Source organism: Burkholderia arboris (genome assembly GCF_038723655.1).
In the GTDB taxonomy this organism is placed as follows: Bacteria; Pseudomonadota; Gammaproteobacteria; order Burkholderiales; family Burkholderiaceae; genus Burkholderia; species Burkholderia arboris.
In genome coordinates this window covers 2015639-2031759 of sequence record NZ_CP109822.1, presented here as the reverse complement: position 1 = coordinate 2031759, position 16121 = coordinate 2015639, and the positions used below count along the sequence as shown (strand labels likewise).

Genomic DNA, 16121 nt, shown 5'->3' with positions numbered 1-16121 from the left:
CCGACGGGGCCAGCCAGGCGGAAAGCGGACGGGGTGACTTGCACCCCGCCCGTCCTCCAAGGCAGCCATCGGCTGCCTACCCTCGTGCCAGAGAGTTCCCGGTCGGATGACGCGCCGGACAAACGCGCGGCGCGGCTCCCGAAAATGATGTGGCGGCGTCGAATGCGACGAGGATCGTCGCGCGCGGCATGCGCGGTCGTCGTCGCACCTGCACGACAGACCGGCTGCGTCGCCGGATGTTCCGTCACTGTCTCACGCGATGTGCGTGCCGTTTCTGATGCAGGTCAATCCAACCCCGCTTCGCTCGCATCGACGCGCGATTCACCCGGCGCCGCGCACCAGCAGCACGGGCACCTGTGCGAGGTGCGCCACGCGCCGCGCCACGCTGCCGATCAGCCAGGCAGCGATGCCGCGGCGGCCATGCGTGCCGACCACCAGCAGCTCCGCGCGCCAGTGCACGGCATCGCGCATCAGCGCATGGGCCACGTCGTCGCTGGTCGGATGCGTTTCGACGACGCCGCGCTTGGTCGGATTCCCGGTCGCATGGAACAGCGGGCCGATCTTCGCGAGCGCATCCTCGCCCTCCGCGCGGTAGGCGTCCTCGAGCGCGCGCACCGGCACGACATCGGTCAGACGAACCGCGCGATCGATCACGTACGCCGCATACAGCAGCGTCGTCGGCGCGGCGAACCCGAGCCCGACGTGCACCGCGTGCAGCGACGGCTCGCTGCCGTCGACCGCGAACATCAGCCGCTGCAGCGTGCCGTCCGACGGCCGCGCATAGGCGGCCGGCACGATCAGCAACGCGCAGCGCGCACGTTTGGTCAGCGTGTCCGACATCGCGCCTTCGACGAGCCGCAACAGCCCGTGATGCGGATTCGCACCGACCACCAGTACGTCCGCGTGCCACGTCGACGTATCGTTCACCAGCGCATCGGCAACCGTGCCACCCGTGACCGACGTATCGACGATGACCTGCTCGACCTCGACGCCGCTGTCGGCGAACAGCGCCGCGATTTTCGCGCTGATGGCCTGCGCTTCGCGTGTCATGTCCTCGCGTGCGGATGTCAGCAACGCGTCGATGCGCGGAATGTCGGGCAGGACGAGACGCGGGTTGTCGATCGCGCAGACGATGCGCAATCGCATGCCCGGGCGTATCAGCGTGCGCGCATAGTGCGCGGCGGACAGGGATTCCGGCGTCGAATCGACGGCCAGCGCGATCCGCGCGAGCGTCGGGATGGACTGGGCAGGCTGCATGGCGAAGGCCTCCGTGCGTGCGCGTCGTCGCCGGACGACGACGGGAGCTTCGCGCGGAAGCGGCGCGCGGCGGCCGGACAGGCGCCGCGATCGCAGGGATCGGCGGGATGCCACGCGAAGCGCGGACAAGCGATGCGTTCGTTCAGCATAGGTCGTCCGGCCCGTGCGTGCATGATCGCGATCAACGATCGCGCGGCACCCCGCCCGCCCTGCTTACGACTTGGTCGGCACCGAGGCGGCCGGACGGTTCGCGTAGAACAGCGCGTACGCGATGCCGAGCAGCACGATCCATACCGGCCCGATCACGAGCGCGACGCGCGTATCGGGCGTGAATGCCATCAGCACGACGACCAGCGCGAGAAACCCGAGCGCGACGAACGACCCGAGCGGATAGAGCGGTACGCGGATCGGCAGACGCGCGACCTTGTCGGCCGACAGCGTCCGGCGAAAACGCATCTGCGCGATCAGGATCACGCACCACGTCCAGATCGCGCCGAACGTCGACACCGACGTGAGCCACGTGAACACGTGCTGCGGTGCGAGATAGTTGAGCAGCACGCCGATCAACAGCAGCGCGACCGACACGATCACGCCATACACCGGCACGCCGTTGCGGTTCACCCGGCCGAGCTTGGCCGGCGCCTGGCCTTGCTGCGCGAGGTTGTAGAGCATCCGCGCGGTGCTGAACAGGCCGCTGTTGCACGACGACAGCGCCGCGGTCAGCACGACGAAATTGATGATGCCGGCGGCGGCCGGGATGCCGAGCCGCGAGAACGTCATCACGAACGGGCTGCCCTGCGTGCCGATCTGGTCCCACGGATAGAGCGACATGATCACGAACAGCGCGCCGATGTAGAAAATCAGCACGCGCCAGAACACCGAGTTCACGGCTTTCGTCAGCGACTTTTCCGGGTTGCGCGCCTCGCCGGCCGTGAGGCCGAGCATTTCGACGCCGAGATACGCGAACATCACGATCGGCAGCGCGGCGATCACGCCGCTGATCCCGTTCGGGGCGAAGCCGCCGTGCGACCACAGGTTCGAGATGCCGGTCGCGATGCCGCCGTTGCCGATGCCGAACGCGATCATCAGCCCGCCGCCGATGATCATCAGCACGATCGTGACGATCTTGATCAGCGCGAACCAGAATTCGAATTCGCCATACAGCTTGACCGCGATGAAGTTCACCGAGCCCATCGCCATGAGCGCCGCGAGCGCCCAGATCCAGTTCGGCACGCCGGGAAACCACATGTGCATGTAGACGCCGACCGCCGTGATTTCGGCCATGCAGGTGACGATCCACACGAACCAGTAGGTCCAGCCGGTCAGGTAGCCGGCGAGCGGCCCGAGGTAGTCGCGCGCGTAGCGGCTGAATGCGCCGGCGACCGGGTTGGTGATCGCCATTTCGCCGAGTGCGCGCATGATCAGGAAGATCGCGATGCCGCCGAGCAGATAGGTCAGCAGAATGGCCGGGCCGGCCGTACGAATCGCGGTGGCCGAGCCGAGGAACAGGCCGACGCCGATCGTCGCGCCGAGCGCCATCAGGTTGATGTGCCGTTCTTCCAGCCCGCGGTGAAGCTGGTCTTCTGGTTGTTTCAAATCCGTCTCCTGGCAGCCGCGAACGGGCCGCCGTCATTGTGTCGATGTCAATGCGCGACCGTTCATGCCGATTTCGGCTGCCGAAAACGAAATAATCTCCGCTGTCATTTTCCAAATAAGAAACGACATGGATATTGCGTCAATCCGATCGGAATCGCCGCGGATTATCCGCACTTCCCGGAACAATCCGGAAAACGGATCGGGCCTTTCACGGAATACGCCCGGGCGGCCCGTGTGACGCGGCTGTGCACGTGTCGGGCGACAACGGGATCAATCGATTTCGGCGTGAACGAACACGCGTCGAATGTGCGCAATCGAGCGCACACAATATGCAGGCGGGATTATAGGGAGGATCAACGGTTTCGTGTCAGCCGATTTTCGTAGGCGTCGTGGTGCGTGAAATGCCGGAAGCCGAATTCGAATGCGCGCGATGTCGCGCGCATTCGGAGGTTCAGATCTCGATACAGGAGACCGATTGCGACGCCACCAGCTTTGGCGGCGTCGGACATGCGCACCGACAGAGATCGTCGCTTAGCGCCGACTGCCGGCCATCCGGCCCGGTGCTCGAATGACGTGGGCCGTCGCACACGATCACGCCGAGTGTCTTGCACACCGGGCACCACACCGGATCGTGTTCATACGCTTGTTCGCGACCGTGCAGCACGTCCTGTCCGTCACCGCCCTGCACGATGCCACCGACCGTCGTCGTGTCGCCTTTCACAATGTCGTAGCGTCGCATCGCGCCCTCGCTCACACCGCGCCAGGACGGAGTCGCAGGCTGTTCAGCAGCGTGTCCCACGTTTGCAGGGCGCCAGTTTCGTCCACCGGGGACGTCGCTTCGTCAGGCTTCAAATCAGGACTGCTCGCACCGAGCAGCAACTGAATGGCCGTGTGCGGCTTTGCCAACGTGCTCGGATCGCCCGGCGCGAGCAGGTAGAAGCGGTAGGACGTGATCTCGCCTTCCTTCAGCGCGAACAGCACTTCTTCGGCATCCATCCCGGCCACCGTGCGTTTGCCTTGTCGCAGGATTCGGTAGCTGCCGCTCGATACCTGATCCATCTTCGCGCGCAGTTCAGGAAGCGTCTTGGTCAATGGTTGACCTTGGTCCTCGCTCATCGATTTGCGCATCTGGATCACGAGTAATGCCGGCCGTCCCGGCATCAGCGCGAACGACTGGCTGGCTTCTTCAGGATAGGTTGAAGACCCCGTGACGATTCCGCCATCGAAGCAGAAGCCCGATTCGGTTGGAACCGACCAGTTGTCGCGCGACTTGATGCGCGGATAGAGATCAGTATAAAACCCCTTGAATTTACTCAATGCATCCGGGCCAAATGATCCGGTTGTATGAAATATTTCCTCGCCGTCAAAAACGAAACCCTCAGATTTAAACGACAGCTTTATTCCATCGGTGTGTGACATCTGATAAACAAAAGCTTTGGAGTCGCCTCGTGGCGAAACCTCCGCTTCCAGCCAGGAATGATTCGTCGGTTTATTATTGTCGCTCGGATCGATACGCTTGTTTGTGATCAGGGATTTTTCCAAATCGCCTATTTTTGCTCGATATGTGGTAATTGACGCATTGTGTTGCGTCTCCAGTTTCTCTCCTCGAAACGCGTACCGCTGATTCGAGATTTCGCTTGCTGCAGGCCGGCCGAAAACAAAGCGGCCGATGCACCACGGGCGTGGCTTGGACAACAAGGGATTCGTCATCGTTGGTTCCACTGAAAAGGTCATCGAACAGGCGCACACGCCCATCATTAAGAACAGGAGTCGGCCAATTCTCGTCAACATTTCGGCTCCGGGGCATCTTGCGCGATTTGCACGATGCTGTAGAGGAGCGCCCAGCGCGCCCACGGATGGTTATAGCTTTCCTGATGCACATAGCCTCCTTGGTCAAATACCATTTGCACGCCGTGGGCTGCGCCACCCTCAACGCCGTGCGCAGGGGCTTCCGCTGACCAGACTGGCACCGTACCATCACCCGGCACGATGCCATTTTTTTTGGGATCGGGAGCGTCGCTGCCCGGCGGCAGCTTCGCCACCTTCTGCACCTCGAATTCGACCGTAACGTTGTGCGAGTCTAGGTGAACGCGCAGCGTCCCGGTGTGAGAATCGTCGTGTTTCTCGCCGAGGAACCGTGCAGCGCGCAACTCTTCCTCCGTCACGCTGGCCGGCACGTTGCCCTTCCAGATCACCGTACCCCATGCCAACAGTTCGTCGAGCTTCTTGCCATTCTCGATCGCAGGTTTGCTTGACTCATTGCTTGAGGTAGCTTGCTCTTTAGGCAGCAAAGCGCCGTCGCCGTAGGAGATGTAAGTCCTGTCATGGTATTTATTTTTTATATTATTTTGATTTACCGTAACGACGTCTCCCATCAACGTTTTGAAATTACTTAGAACCGTATCGCCACGTCCCAAATCGTCCAGCCGCTTTTTCACGATTCCTTTCGGATCGAGTAGCGATACTGATTCGTCCGGCACCAATCCGTACCATTTGGTATTGGCATAAATCTCCTTGTATGCACTCCCTTCCTTCGGAAATTTCATAACCGGAGTGCCGTCGAGCCGCGAAAAGATCCACCACGCCTCCCCGTTGTGGTAATCCGGCATCGGCAACAGTTCGAGTGCCCCCGGCGCGTTCGCGGCCACCGCCACGAACTCGTCCGCGTTGCTGCCGAGCAGGGCGCCATTGATGAAGCCGTCTATTCCGCCCTCGCTGCCGCCACCGGTTCGGAACCGCTTGGCCGCGATCGGCGCGCCGGTCGCCGGCAGCACGTTGTGGAACACACCGTGCATCAGGTCCGCCGCACCGTGCATCGCGATCGCCATCCGTGCGACCAGCCCGCCCATCGAGTGCGTGAGGATGATCGCCTTGCCGCTGTCGTTCTCCGCGATGATCTCCGTGATCCCCATCAGCCGTGCCGTCTTGCCGGTCTTCTTGTCCTTGAAATCCTGTCCCTTGATCACGTCCTGTGCCGACTTCTCGTTCGATTGCAGCCAGTTGTAGCCGATCGCATAGACCCGGTACCGGTATTTCATGAACTTCTTGAACGCCTCCGAGTCTTTCGTGAGTGCATGTCCTCGGTGTTGGGCACCGGCATCGGTTGCCCCGTATTCTGCCGGTTCGGTGCCCAGGACGGGCTTGAGCGTCCACTTTTTGCCGTCTGGGTCGGATTCGACCCATGCGCCCTTGGTCTCCCCCAGGTGCATGGGCTCGTTCAGCTGTTCCTCCAGCCACGCCAGCATTGGTTGATAGCTCGATCGGTACACTGAACCCCAGCCGCGTCGACGCGCCTCTGCCTCGTCTACATACTGGTCTTCCTTGTCGTCCTTCTGGAGCTTGCCGGCGCGAATCGGGCCAAACGGAGTCACTGCGGCCAGCGTCGGGTCGAACTGCTTTTCCCGCGTGGACGCGCCCTTGAACCACATGCCGATCAGCGCCGGCAATGCGCCAGCCTTCCCGAGTATCCCGTCCGTGTTCGGCGCGAAAAACATTTCGTCGCCGGTATCCTTGTTGACCAACGGCGAACCCATCACGCCTGGCAGGAAGATCACCGGAATGATCGGCCGTACGTCGCACAGCAATTCCTTGCTCCGCGTGTCGTCGGCGGGCGTCAGCGTGAAATGCCCGGTTGATGCGCCGTCCTTGTCCGTGCGCCCTACTTGCCGCACGACGTCTTGCTCGGCGTCGCTGAACGGCGAGCCGCCCCCGGATTGATTTGTGTTATCGCTCATTGTCGTTCTTCAAATTCGCGCATCGTTTATCGGATTCACGCCGCAGGGCCGTTCGGTTTCGGCCGCAATGCACGCACCGCCAGCTTCTCGATATCCTCGCTCTTCTGTTCGGCCACATGCCCCAGTTCGTTCGTCATCCCGGTCAGGCGCGTGCCGTCTCCGCGAATCAATTCGTACGGGTGGTTTTTCAGCACTTCGCCGGAGATACGATCGCGCAGCACGTACGGATCGTTGAATTTGGTCTGCGGCAGGCTGTTCATGTGCTGCGCAATCGAACTCGGCCCTTGCCTGCTGAGCGACGCCGATTTGATCGTGCGCGGACCTTGCGTGCCGTCTTCGATACCCGCCGCCACCCATCTCGTGTACGAGCCACCCGCCTTGACGATGATTTCATCGGCATCGAGCACAATGCGCTTGGCCTTCACGGTCACGTCTTTGCCCGCGTTGACGTTCACGTCGTCCGTATTGGCCGAGAGCTTGATCGGACCTTTCGCCGTGACGAAGAATGCCCCCAGTTTCTGCGCGAAGAAGCTGACCTTTTCCGCGGCCGCCACAACGAGCGACTTCCCCGTTGCAACATACGTATTCTCGTTACTGACGACGTTGACCTCTTTCTCCGCCACGATATGCGCCGAGTTGTCCGCGACCAGTGCAATGTCTTTCGGCGTCGATACCAGGATGTTCGGTTGCGCAAATCCGTTGGCGCTGCCGGTGCCACCGCCCGCCGTTATCCCGCCTGACGTATCTCCCGACACCGGGTGCCGGATATCCTTCGACAGCGTCTTGAGCGCGTCCTGTCCGGTTTGCAGCGATTCCGCCTGAGCGGTCGTGCTTGCGCTAGACAGCGATTCGATCAGCATCTCCGCCTGCTGCAACCGCGATCGCGCCTCTTCCACGCCCATTTGTTCGTCGTCGTAGGCTTTCGAATGGGCGCTGATGGACAACCCCTTGCTGGCACGAATCGCACCGAACTCGTCAGCGTGCAGGATGAAACCGGCACCCAGATACTGGCCACGCGTGTTGCCGTCGTGCTTGATCAGGTAGCCCTGCGTCAGGGCCGCATAGCTTTTGCCGGTATAGCTGACCAGCCGCGTCCCGCTTTGATTCGTGGAATCGTCATGGACAAGCGAGTTGTAGGCGCCGGTCTTGCCGAACCCCTCCGACTGGAACCCGGACATCAACGCATTTGAATGCCATTGAGACGGCGTCGTGCCGCCATTGATACGTCCCAATACGAACGGCTTGTCGCAGTCACCGTTCCAGTAGCCGACGATGACCCATTCGCGCGCTCTTGGAACGTGAACCGCGCCGTAACCGTTGCCCGTATCGGATTGAAGCGACAACAGCAATGGCGACGAATTGAAGGTGTCCGCCGGATTCTTGTGATCCCACGCGAAATGCACCCTGATCTGGTTCCGGTCGTTCGTCCACGCTTCCGCACCGTCCGGCGTCACGACGAGCGCATGTTCGATGGACATGACCGGCCTGGGATGATCCAGCGGGCTCCGGTATTCGACCGTCGCGGGCTGCGCCTCGACTTCAAGCACGAAAAATCCTGCCGAGCCATCGGCCTCATGTCCGGGTGTATTGAATCGCTCGTGGTGAATCGCCTGCTGTTCGGCGAGCGTTGCGCGAAGACTTTGTGGAAACTCGACGATCTGTTGGCCGACCGGCACGTTGTTCTCGATGTACCAGCGCGCCTCAACGGTCAGAAACTCCCGCTTCTTCGCATCGCCGTCTCCGTGACGGGGATGTCCGTTCAACACAAACCTCGAACCGGCATCGAGCCAACGCACGCCGCCTACACCGAAATATCGGCTTGCACGCGCGTCCCATACCTGCACTCGCCGTCTCGCGCGCGCCTCACCCGTGTCCGAGCTGGAATATCCGTAGGCCGTCGATTCATAAACCGTCATCGGCGCGTCAGGAACGCTTTGCTCGACGTTCTGACGAGGCTCGTCCGCAACAAAATTTGTCGCGGCGAGCGCGCTCTCAACCTGAAAATCGGAAGCGGGCCGCTTGTAGTCAAACGCACGTGACAGGTATCGCGTGCTCTGCATCGTCTGCACGGCGGCCCAATGGGCGAAGCCGTCGGACTCGTTGCTGTCGTTTGCGCGGATAAATTCGACCGGCTTTGCGTCGGGCAGTGTCGAGACGCGGTCCACGACGACGAGCGTCGTCCTGGGTGTTTCACCGCTTTCGTGGCTCCAGTAGAAATACCAACCCTCGGCCTCGGCCAGGCGGTTCACGAAGTGAAGATCGGATTCGCTCTGCCTGCACCATGAACGCTTGACAGGATCGGACGACAGGGCGAAACGATACTGCCCGCGCAATTGCGGATACCGATCGAGCACGTCGGAAATGATTTCCCGGGCGTCTTTCTCGAGCCAGCCTTCTTCGTTATGGGTTTTTTCAAGGAAGACCAGCGCCGACGAAAACTCGATCTGGTACGTCGAAAGTCCACCGTTTCCGCCCAGATAGGCGACCCGATGCACGAAACCATGGACCGGACGATAAACGGGAACGGCAAAGGGCGCAGTGACCTGCTGAATCTGCAGCGTAACGGGCTGGTGCATCAGCGACAGCAGCGCAGTATCGTCGCGTGTCGACGCAACGTCGATCGTATACGAATAATCGCGCCCGATTCTGGCCGATCCGCGTGCCCGTAATGGCACCAGCGTGTTCTTGCCAAGTGGCGTATCGAGCATCAACAGACGCCCCTGCTGCAAAACGCCCCTGTTGATCGCCTCACGGAGGTCGCGCGATGCCAGGTCCCCGAGTGCGGACGGTCTGATATCCATTGTCGTTTTCTCTCTCAGGTTCGACCGTCACGACAGCGACACAAAAACAGACGGTCAGCCGGTGGCGACGTAAAGTCGCTCTTGCGCGAGTTTATCTCAGATTAATGAAACTCAAGCGACGAACGTCAGGCAATCATTTACACGTCGCTGTCACCAAGAATTTGCGCGGGGTCTACTTTCAGCATTAACGCGAGCAACGATCAAATCATCGATCGACAAATTGGCAACGCCATATCAGGCCGAAGGTCGAACGCCCAACGCAATACCGGCAACACCTTTTCGCCGTCTACGATACTCAATGACTGCAAGAATGAAAATCGGCGCAGTCAATGGCGAGACGCAACTTCAGCGGGTGATCCGCCCGGGAAAACGACTGGATAAAGGCTCACCGGCGTCGCGCAAGATAATCCGCAAGCGTGTGAACTTTGTGAACAACTGAAAACCCTGTCTGCGCTGCCCGCTAACCAACTGCGGGAAATGACGTCGCGGGTCAGGTCGCTATTGTTGCCGCCTGAAAGGCGCGCGGCGATCTGTCCGGATGCGGCGATGCGGGTTATGAAGTCGTTAATCGAGGGGGCGTGGGGGCAACACGGCACGCGCTCGGGCGTGAGAAATGACCTTTTCGAGCGTCACTTGGACAACGTCGCCCGCACCGTATATTCGCCTTCGAGCGCACCGTGATCCGGCCGCACGAAATAACGCGATGCATCGAGATCGGCCGGCATCGGTTCGACCGGGAAGCCGTGCTTCTCCCACGCATCGAGGCCGCCCTTCAGCGCGCGGATGTTGTGGATCATCTTCTTGCGCTGCATCTTCGCGATCAGGCGCTTGGCCGTGGCTTCGTTCGGACACACGCAATAGACGACGATCGGCCGTTTCAGCAATTCCGGATCGAGCAGGTCCGGCGAATCGAGATCGACCGGCACCGCGCCGGCGATCCGGTACGGCTCGCGCTCGCGGATCGCTTTCGGCCGCGCGTCGAAGATCAGCGGCGGTTCGTCCGACGTCATCATCTCGACGAGCTGCGGCGGCGAGATGCGCACCTGCGCGAGATAGCGGCGGAACTGCACGCGGCGCACCCAGCGGTACAGCAGGAACGTGATGAAGATCGCGAGGAACGCGTCGAGGATCGTGCCGCCGCTCGCGCGCACCCACAGCACGAACTGGACGATCTGGTCGTGAATGGCCGCACCGCCGACCAGCCAGAACGCGGCCCACAGCGACGCACCAGCCAGATCCCAGAACAGGAACACGCCGACGCCGATCGCTGTCGTGCCGAGCAGCGGCGCCGACACGAGGCCGAGGCCGGGCAGGAATTTGGACAGCACGAGCAGCGGTGCGCCGTACCTTTCGAATACGTTACGGGCAAAGCGCAGCGTCGTGTCGAGCGACAGCGAGAAGCGCACGAGGCCATTCAGCAGGCGCCGGCCGCGCGTGCGGCCCATGAAGAACCACAGCGAATCGGCCAGCATCGTCGCGCCGATCGCCGCCGCGAACATGCTGACCCAGGATGCCTGCCCCATTGCCGCCATCGTGCCGCCGAGAATCAGCATCGGTACGGCCGGCACCGGCACGCCGAGCTGCGTGATCAACACGCTCGCGAACACGGCCCATGGGCCGAGCGACGATGGAATAGCAATCGGAAAGTGCCACACGGCGGCGCTCCTGGAAGACATGCGGGCCGCGCGACGAGGCCGTCGGACGGCTGCGCAACGGCCGCCGCGGCACGTCCGCGACCGACCGGTGCATCACGCGCATTCTAAACGGGTTTGGCCGCGATCGCGCGGAACACCGGCCATCGGCGCGGGCTTTGCGCCGATGGCGGCACTTCCGTGACAGTCACACGTCGGGACGCGGCGCGAGCCGGGCGACATGCTCCGCGTAGTCGGGAAACGCGGCGGCCAGCGCGGCCGCATCCGCCAGCTCGAATTCCGAGAACTCGAACCCCGGCGCAACCGTGCAGCCGACGAGCGCAACATGCTCCGGCGACGCGCAACGCGCACCGAACCAGCTGCCGGCCGGCACGACCGCCTGGAACACGGTGCCCGGATGCGTGAGCGGGTTGCCGAGCCGGTGGATCGTCAGCCCGTCGCGCTCGTCGAGCACCCACACTTCGATCGGGTCGCCCGCGTAGAAATGCCAGACTTCGTCGGAACGGATCCGGTGCCACGACGAATACGCGCCGTCGCACAACAGGTAGTAGATCGCGGTCGACGCAGCGCGTGGCGCGCCGTCGGCCGGACGCACGACCGGATCGGCCGCGCGGTAGGTTTCACGGAAATAGCCGCCTTCGGGATGCGGCTGCAGGTCGAACTGGCGAATCAGGTCGGTGGCGGAAATCGGCATGGCGGATGACGTCGGTAAGGTAGGAAACCGGCATCCGGCGGCCGGCCCGGTTCATTACCCGTGCGACCGGTTCCAGCCGGATGCCCCTGCGTCGATCGCCGCGGCCATGCACGCGGCGAACAAGCGGACACCGGCCGATGCTGCCAGAACTGCATGCAGGGATGCAACCTCGCGCGTGCAATCCCGGTCCTGCGGGCGGGTTCGCGGCGCCCGCTTCCGGCGCGCTGCGACAGCTGCGACAACGGCGACAGCCGCGCTTGCGCGCGAAGCGCCGGCCAGCGCTTCGCGTGTTTCATCGGGCAGATGTGCGGCACAAGTGCATACAGCTGCGTCCTGCTCGGGCAGTGCATGCATCGACGCGTACCGCATACGGCTACGCGGCCGCCGTCGCGCCCGGCTCGCCGTGCCGCACCAGCAACACGGGCCGGTCGGCCGCCCGCAGCAGCGATTCCGCGACGCTGCCGAGCAACAGCCGGCGCAGGCCGTGCCGCCCGCTGGTGCCCATCACGATCAGGTCGGCGTCGGCTTCGGCCGCCGTGCGCATCAGCACCGTCGCGACGTCCTCGCCGTACGCATCGAGCGCGCGCACGGTGCCCTGCACATGCTGCTGCGCGAGCACCGCTTTCGCATCGTCGAGCACCGGCGTCGCGGCATCGGTCGCGGCCGCATCGCCGTCGCGCTCGGCCGCGAAACCTGCGTCCACATCGACGAGTTGCGGCCGATGTTCGACAACATACGCGCAGGTCACTTCACCGCCGGACGCCGCCGCGATCCGGATCGCCTCGTTCAGCGCGAGACGCGCGCTCGGGCTGCCGTCGAGCCCGACGAAAATCCGCTTGTACATGGTCCGTCCCTCCGACCGGGCACGCGTCGCGCCTGGCGCCACGGCGGCCCGTTACCGCAAGCCGGCCCGATGCCGGCTCGCCTGCCGAACAGTCTGCCCCACGTGCCGACGCGCGCGTTGATGCGCGTCAAGCGCGGCCGGCGCGCCCGCTGCTTCACGCCATTTGCCGCAATTTCTGCTGACCCCATTACAAAAAACGTGTAAAACGCGCACAATTTCATCTTGAAAATAGTCGTTGCACGCAGCCGGTGCGAGTTTTCCCCGGTTTTGCCGCGCTGCCCGAGTGCCCCGGGCAGCCCGAACAACAGAATGGCCATCGAATGACCGCCAGTGGAACCCCGACGCGTGACGCCCGAGGGCCCACGCGCCTCCAGATCATGTTACGCCAGCCGCTCGCGGCCGGCGTCGTTGCGCTGTGCGCCGGCGCCGTGCTGTCGCTCGGCGTTGCGCTGCTGGTGCGCGAGCAGTGGCAAGGCGCCGTCCGTACGCGTTTCGAACGCCGCACGACGCACGTGACCGCGATGCTGCGCCACGAGTTGCAGGCCGGCGTCGCCGTGCTCGAAGGCGCGCGCGGCGCGTTCGGCCTCGTCCCGGACATGACGCCCGAGCAATGGCGCCGCTATGCGGAGACGCTCGATCTCGACAGCGGCCGCTCGCCGGTCCGTCAGATCGGCTATGCACCGCTGTCGCCCGCCACCCGCAGCGCCCTCGCCGGCGCGAAGCCGTTGCCGCCCGGTCCGCTCGCGGCCGCGGCGCTCAGCGCGCCCGCGTCGAACTCGCCGGTCGTCCGCTTCGGCGCGTCCGACGCGGCGCCGCTGACGCGCGCGCTGCAGACCAGCGACATCGCGCTCGGCGTCCACCCGGTCGACGACGATACCTCGCGCGACGCACGCACCCTTACGCTGTTCCTGCCCGTGACCACGTCGCCGCGCGCGGCCGCCACGCCGTCCGGCACGCGCGAGGCCGGTGCCGACGGCGTGCTGTTCGCGGCGCTGAGCCCGCGGCGGCTGGTGGAGCGCGCGCTCGACGCGGAACGCGGGATCGACCTGTGGATGACCGCAGGCGGCGATTCGCGCGTAATCGGCAGCCTCGAGACGACGACCGACGAGGCGTCGGCATCGCCCGACCTGCTGCGGCGCACCGACGTGCTGAATTTCGGCGGCACCGTGCTGACGCTCGCCTATTCCGCCGACGGCCGCCCGAGCGCGACCGGCGCGCAGCGCGCGGCCGGCACCGTGCTCGGCGCGGGGCTGATCGCGTCGATCGCATTCGCGGTGCTCGTCCATGCGCTGGTGCGCGGCCGCGCCGGCGCGGCCGCCGATGCCGGCGCGAGCAGCCGCGGCATCCTCAACGAGGCGCGGATGATGGGCATCATCCGTTCGTCGATGGAAGCGATCATCACGATCGACGAGAAGCAGACGGTCGTGATCTTCAATCCGATGGCCGAGCAGGTGTTCGGCGTGTCCGCGATGGAAGCGATCGGTGCGCCGCTGTCGCGCTTCATCCCCGAGCGGTTCCGCGCCGCGCACGCGAAGCACGTCGACCAGTTCGGCGTGACGGGCGTGTCCGAGCGGCAGATGGGCCGCCAGCGCGTGCTGTTCGGGCTGCGCGCGAACGGCGAGGAGTTTCCGATCGAGGCGTCGATCTCGCAGATCCGCGACGCGTCGGGCAAGCTTTATACGGTGATGCTGCGCGACATCACCGAGCGGCTGCGTGCCGAGAACGCGCTGAAGCAGTCGCGCGAGGAGTTGCGCGAACTGTCGGCGAACCTGCAGAACGTGCGAGAAGAGGAAAAGACGCGCATCGCGCGCGAACTGCACGACGACCTCGGGCAACAGCTCACTGCGCTGAAGATGGACCTGTCGGTCGTCGAGCAGCAATTGCGCATGCCCGGCCATGCGCAGCCCGGCGAAGGCGTGCAGTCGCACCTGCAGGGCATGCGGCGGCTGATCGACGCGACGGTCGCGTCGGTGCGGCGCATCGCGGCCGACCTGCGGCCGGTGATGCTCGACGATCTCGGCCTCGTGCCGGCGATCGAATGGCTCGCGAACGATTTCACGAACCGCTACGGCATCGATGTCGAGCGCCACATCGAAACCGGAGGCCTCACGTTCACCAGCGCAGGCGCAACCACGCTGTTCCGCATCGTCCAGGAAGCGCTGACGAACGTCGCGCGCCATGCGGATGCGACGCGCGTGGCGCTGCGGCTCGACATCGAGGAAGGCTTTTGCGTGCTGCGCGTCGCGGACAACGGCCGCGGCGCAGCGCCCGGCGGTCCGGCCCACGAGGACAAATCGTTCGGCCTGATCGGCATTCGCGAACGCGCACACATGCTGGGCGGCACCGTGACGATCGACACCGCGCTCGCGCGCGGTTTTTCGATTACCGTTGCATTTCCGCTCAGCACCGTTCAACAGGAAACGCTCATCACATGATCAAGGTGCTCATCGCCGACGACCATACGCTCGTACGCGACGGTCTGCGGCACATTCTCCAGAACGCCACCGGATTCGAGGTGGCCGGCGAAGCCTGCGACGGCCCGTCGACGATCGCGCTCGTGCGCGCGACGCCCGCGCAGGTGCTCGTGCTCGACCTGTCGATGCCGGGCCGCAACGGCGTCGAACTGATCAAGCAGATCAAGGACGAGAAGCCCGCGCTGCGCGTGCTCGTGCTGACGATGCACGCGGAGCAGCAATACGCGGTGCGCGCGTTCCGCGCGGGCGCGTCCGGCTACCTGACGAAGGAAAGCGCGAGCGCGGAGCTGGTCGGCGCGGTCACGAAGGTGGCGTCGGGCGGCGTCTACGTGAGCCTCGCGATGGCCGAGCAGTTCGCACAGAGCCTGAACGAGCCGGCCGAGACGCTGCCGCACCAGCGGCTGTCCGACCGGGAATTCGACGTGTTCCGGCGCATCGCCGCCGGCCAGACGCTGACCGAGATCGCGAACGCGCTATGCGTGAGCGCGAAGACGGTCAGCACCTACAAGACCCGGATCCTGGAAAAGATGCAGATGCCGCACGAAGCGGCACTGGTGCGTTACGCGATGCGGCACAAGCTGCTCGACGAAACGGACGACGTCTAGCCCGGTATCGCGGGCCCGGCCGGGCCCGCGCATGCCCTTTACTTCGCGGGCACCGGGCACGCGAGGTCGCCCTCCTCGCAGGACAGATAGCCCTTCAGCGTTTCGGTGCGCGCTTTCGTCAGATCATCGAGGCAGGTCGATACGACCATCGGGTACACGCTGCCGCCCTCTGCGTTCGCGCTCGAGAAATTGCATTCGGCATCGCGGTACGCAATCCATGCGCGCTGCGCATTCACGAGCTTGTCCGCGAGCGGCCGCGCATCGCGCAGGCGCCCGGTCACGGCCTGGTAGGCCCGGTTCAGCTCCCCGTCGGATTTCTTGTACGCGCGATCGGCACACGCCGTCATCGTCGCCTGATCCGTCGCGTCCGCACAATTCGCTTGTGCATGGGCGACGTTCGCCAGCAGCGCCAGCGAGCACAGCAGACCGGTCAAGACACGCATGGATGCTCCTTGTTGTTCGTT

At 64.0% G+C, this 16121-nt stretch carries 13 protein-coding genes; 3 read left to right on the top strand and 10 right to left on the bottom strand.

What is annotated here, in order from left to right:
• Nucleotides 1-321: 321 nt before the first annotated feature.
• The 6 genes from OHZ10_RS26435 to OHZ10_RS26410 form a co-directional block, all read right to left on the bottom strand.
• Complete coding sequence (locus OHZ10_RS26435; RefSeq protein WP_174992199.1) at nt 322-1257, bottom strand: universal stress protein; 936 nt, start codon at nt 1255-1257, stop codon at nt 322-324.
• 213 nt (nt 1258-1470) lie between these two features.
• Nucleotides 1471-2853: an amino acid permease gene (locus OHZ10_RS26430; protein ID WP_174992200.1), complete on the bottom strand. Its 1383-nt coding sequence runs from the start codon at nt 2851-2853 to the stop codon at nt 1471-1473.
• Nucleotides 2854-3304: 451 nt separating this feature from the next.
• Nucleotides 3305-3592 carry a PAAR domain-containing protein gene (locus OHZ10_RS26425; protein WP_059240597.1) on the bottom strand — a complete coding sequence of 96 codons (288 nt, stop codon included), beginning with the start codon at nt 3590-3592 and terminating at the stop codon, nt 3305-3307.
• A gap of 11 nt (nt 3593-3603) precedes the next feature.
• Nucleotides 3604-4563 (bottom strand): T6SS immunity protein Tli4 family protein, encoded by a 960-nt coding sequence (locus tag OHZ10_RS26420; protein ID WP_174992201.1) that lies wholly within the window; start codon nt 4561-4563, stop codon nt 3604-3606.
• A gap of 74 nt (nt 4564-4637) precedes the next feature.
• Nucleotides 4638-6587 (bottom strand): esterase/lipase family protein, encoded by a 1950-nt coding sequence (locus tag OHZ10_RS26415; RefSeq protein WP_174992202.1) that lies wholly within the window; start codon nt 6585-6587, stop codon nt 4638-4640.
• 35 nt (nt 6588-6622) lie between these two features.
• Entirely contained in the window at nt 6623-9388 is a 2766-nt protein-coding gene (locus tag OHZ10_RS26410) for a type VI secretion system Vgr family protein (protein ID WP_342704805.1), read from the bottom strand.
• Between the two features lie 298 nt (nt 9389-9686).
• Between OHZ10_RS26410 and OHZ10_RS26405 the strand changes: the two genes are divergently transcribed.
• Nucleotides 9687-9827, top strand: a complete 141-nt coding sequence (locus OHZ10_RS26405; protein WP_174992204.1) for a hypothetical protein — start codon at nt 9687-9689, stop codon at nt 9825-9827.
• Nucleotides 9828-10017: 190 nt separating this feature from the next.
• Here the strand turns inward: OHZ10_RS26405 and OHZ10_RS26400 are convergent, their stop codons facing one another.
• The 3 genes from OHZ10_RS26400 to OHZ10_RS26390 form a co-directional block, all read right to left on the bottom strand.
• Nucleotides 10018-11043, bottom strand: coding sequence for a DedA family protein/thiosulfate sulfurtransferase GlpE (locus OHZ10_RS26400; RefSeq protein ID WP_059240600.1), 1026 nt, complete (start codon nt 11041-11043; stop codon nt 10018-10020).
• 184 nt (nt 11044-11227) lie between these two features.
• The gene (locus OHZ10_RS26395; protein ID WP_174992205.1) at nt 11228-11734 is read right to left on the bottom strand and encodes a cupin domain-containing protein; all 507 of its coding nucleotides are present in this window, start codon (nt 11732-11734) and stop codon (nt 11228-11230) included.
• A gap of 373 nt (nt 11735-12107) precedes the next feature.
• Nucleotides 12108-12578, bottom strand: a complete 471-nt coding sequence (locus OHZ10_RS26390) for a universal stress protein (RefSeq protein WP_059240602.1) — start codon at nt 12576-12578, stop codon at nt 12108-12110.
• Between the two features lie 320 nt (nt 12579-12898).
• On the opposite strand from OHZ10_RS26390, the gene OHZ10_RS26385 reads away from it, so the two are divergent.
• Together OHZ10_RS26385 and OHZ10_RS26380 are read left to right on the top strand one after the other, a co-directional pair.
• Entirely contained in the window at nt 12899-15013 is a 2115-nt protein-coding gene (locus tag OHZ10_RS26385; protein WP_174992207.1) for a PAS domain S-box protein, read from the top strand.
• Entirely contained in the window at nt 15010-15657 is a 648-nt protein-coding gene (locus OHZ10_RS26380; protein WP_006483707.1) for a response regulator, read from the top strand. Before OHZ10_RS26385 ends, OHZ10_RS26380 begins: the two co-directional genes overlap by 4 nt.
• 38 nt (nt 15658-15695) lie before the next feature.
• Here the strand turns inward: OHZ10_RS26380 and OHZ10_RS26375 are convergent, their stop codons facing one another.
• Entirely contained in the window at nt 15696-16100 is a 405-nt protein-coding gene (locus OHZ10_RS26375; protein WP_340624981.1) for a lysozyme inhibitor LprI family protein, read from the bottom strand.
• Nucleotides 16101-16121 lie beyond the last annotated feature (21 nt).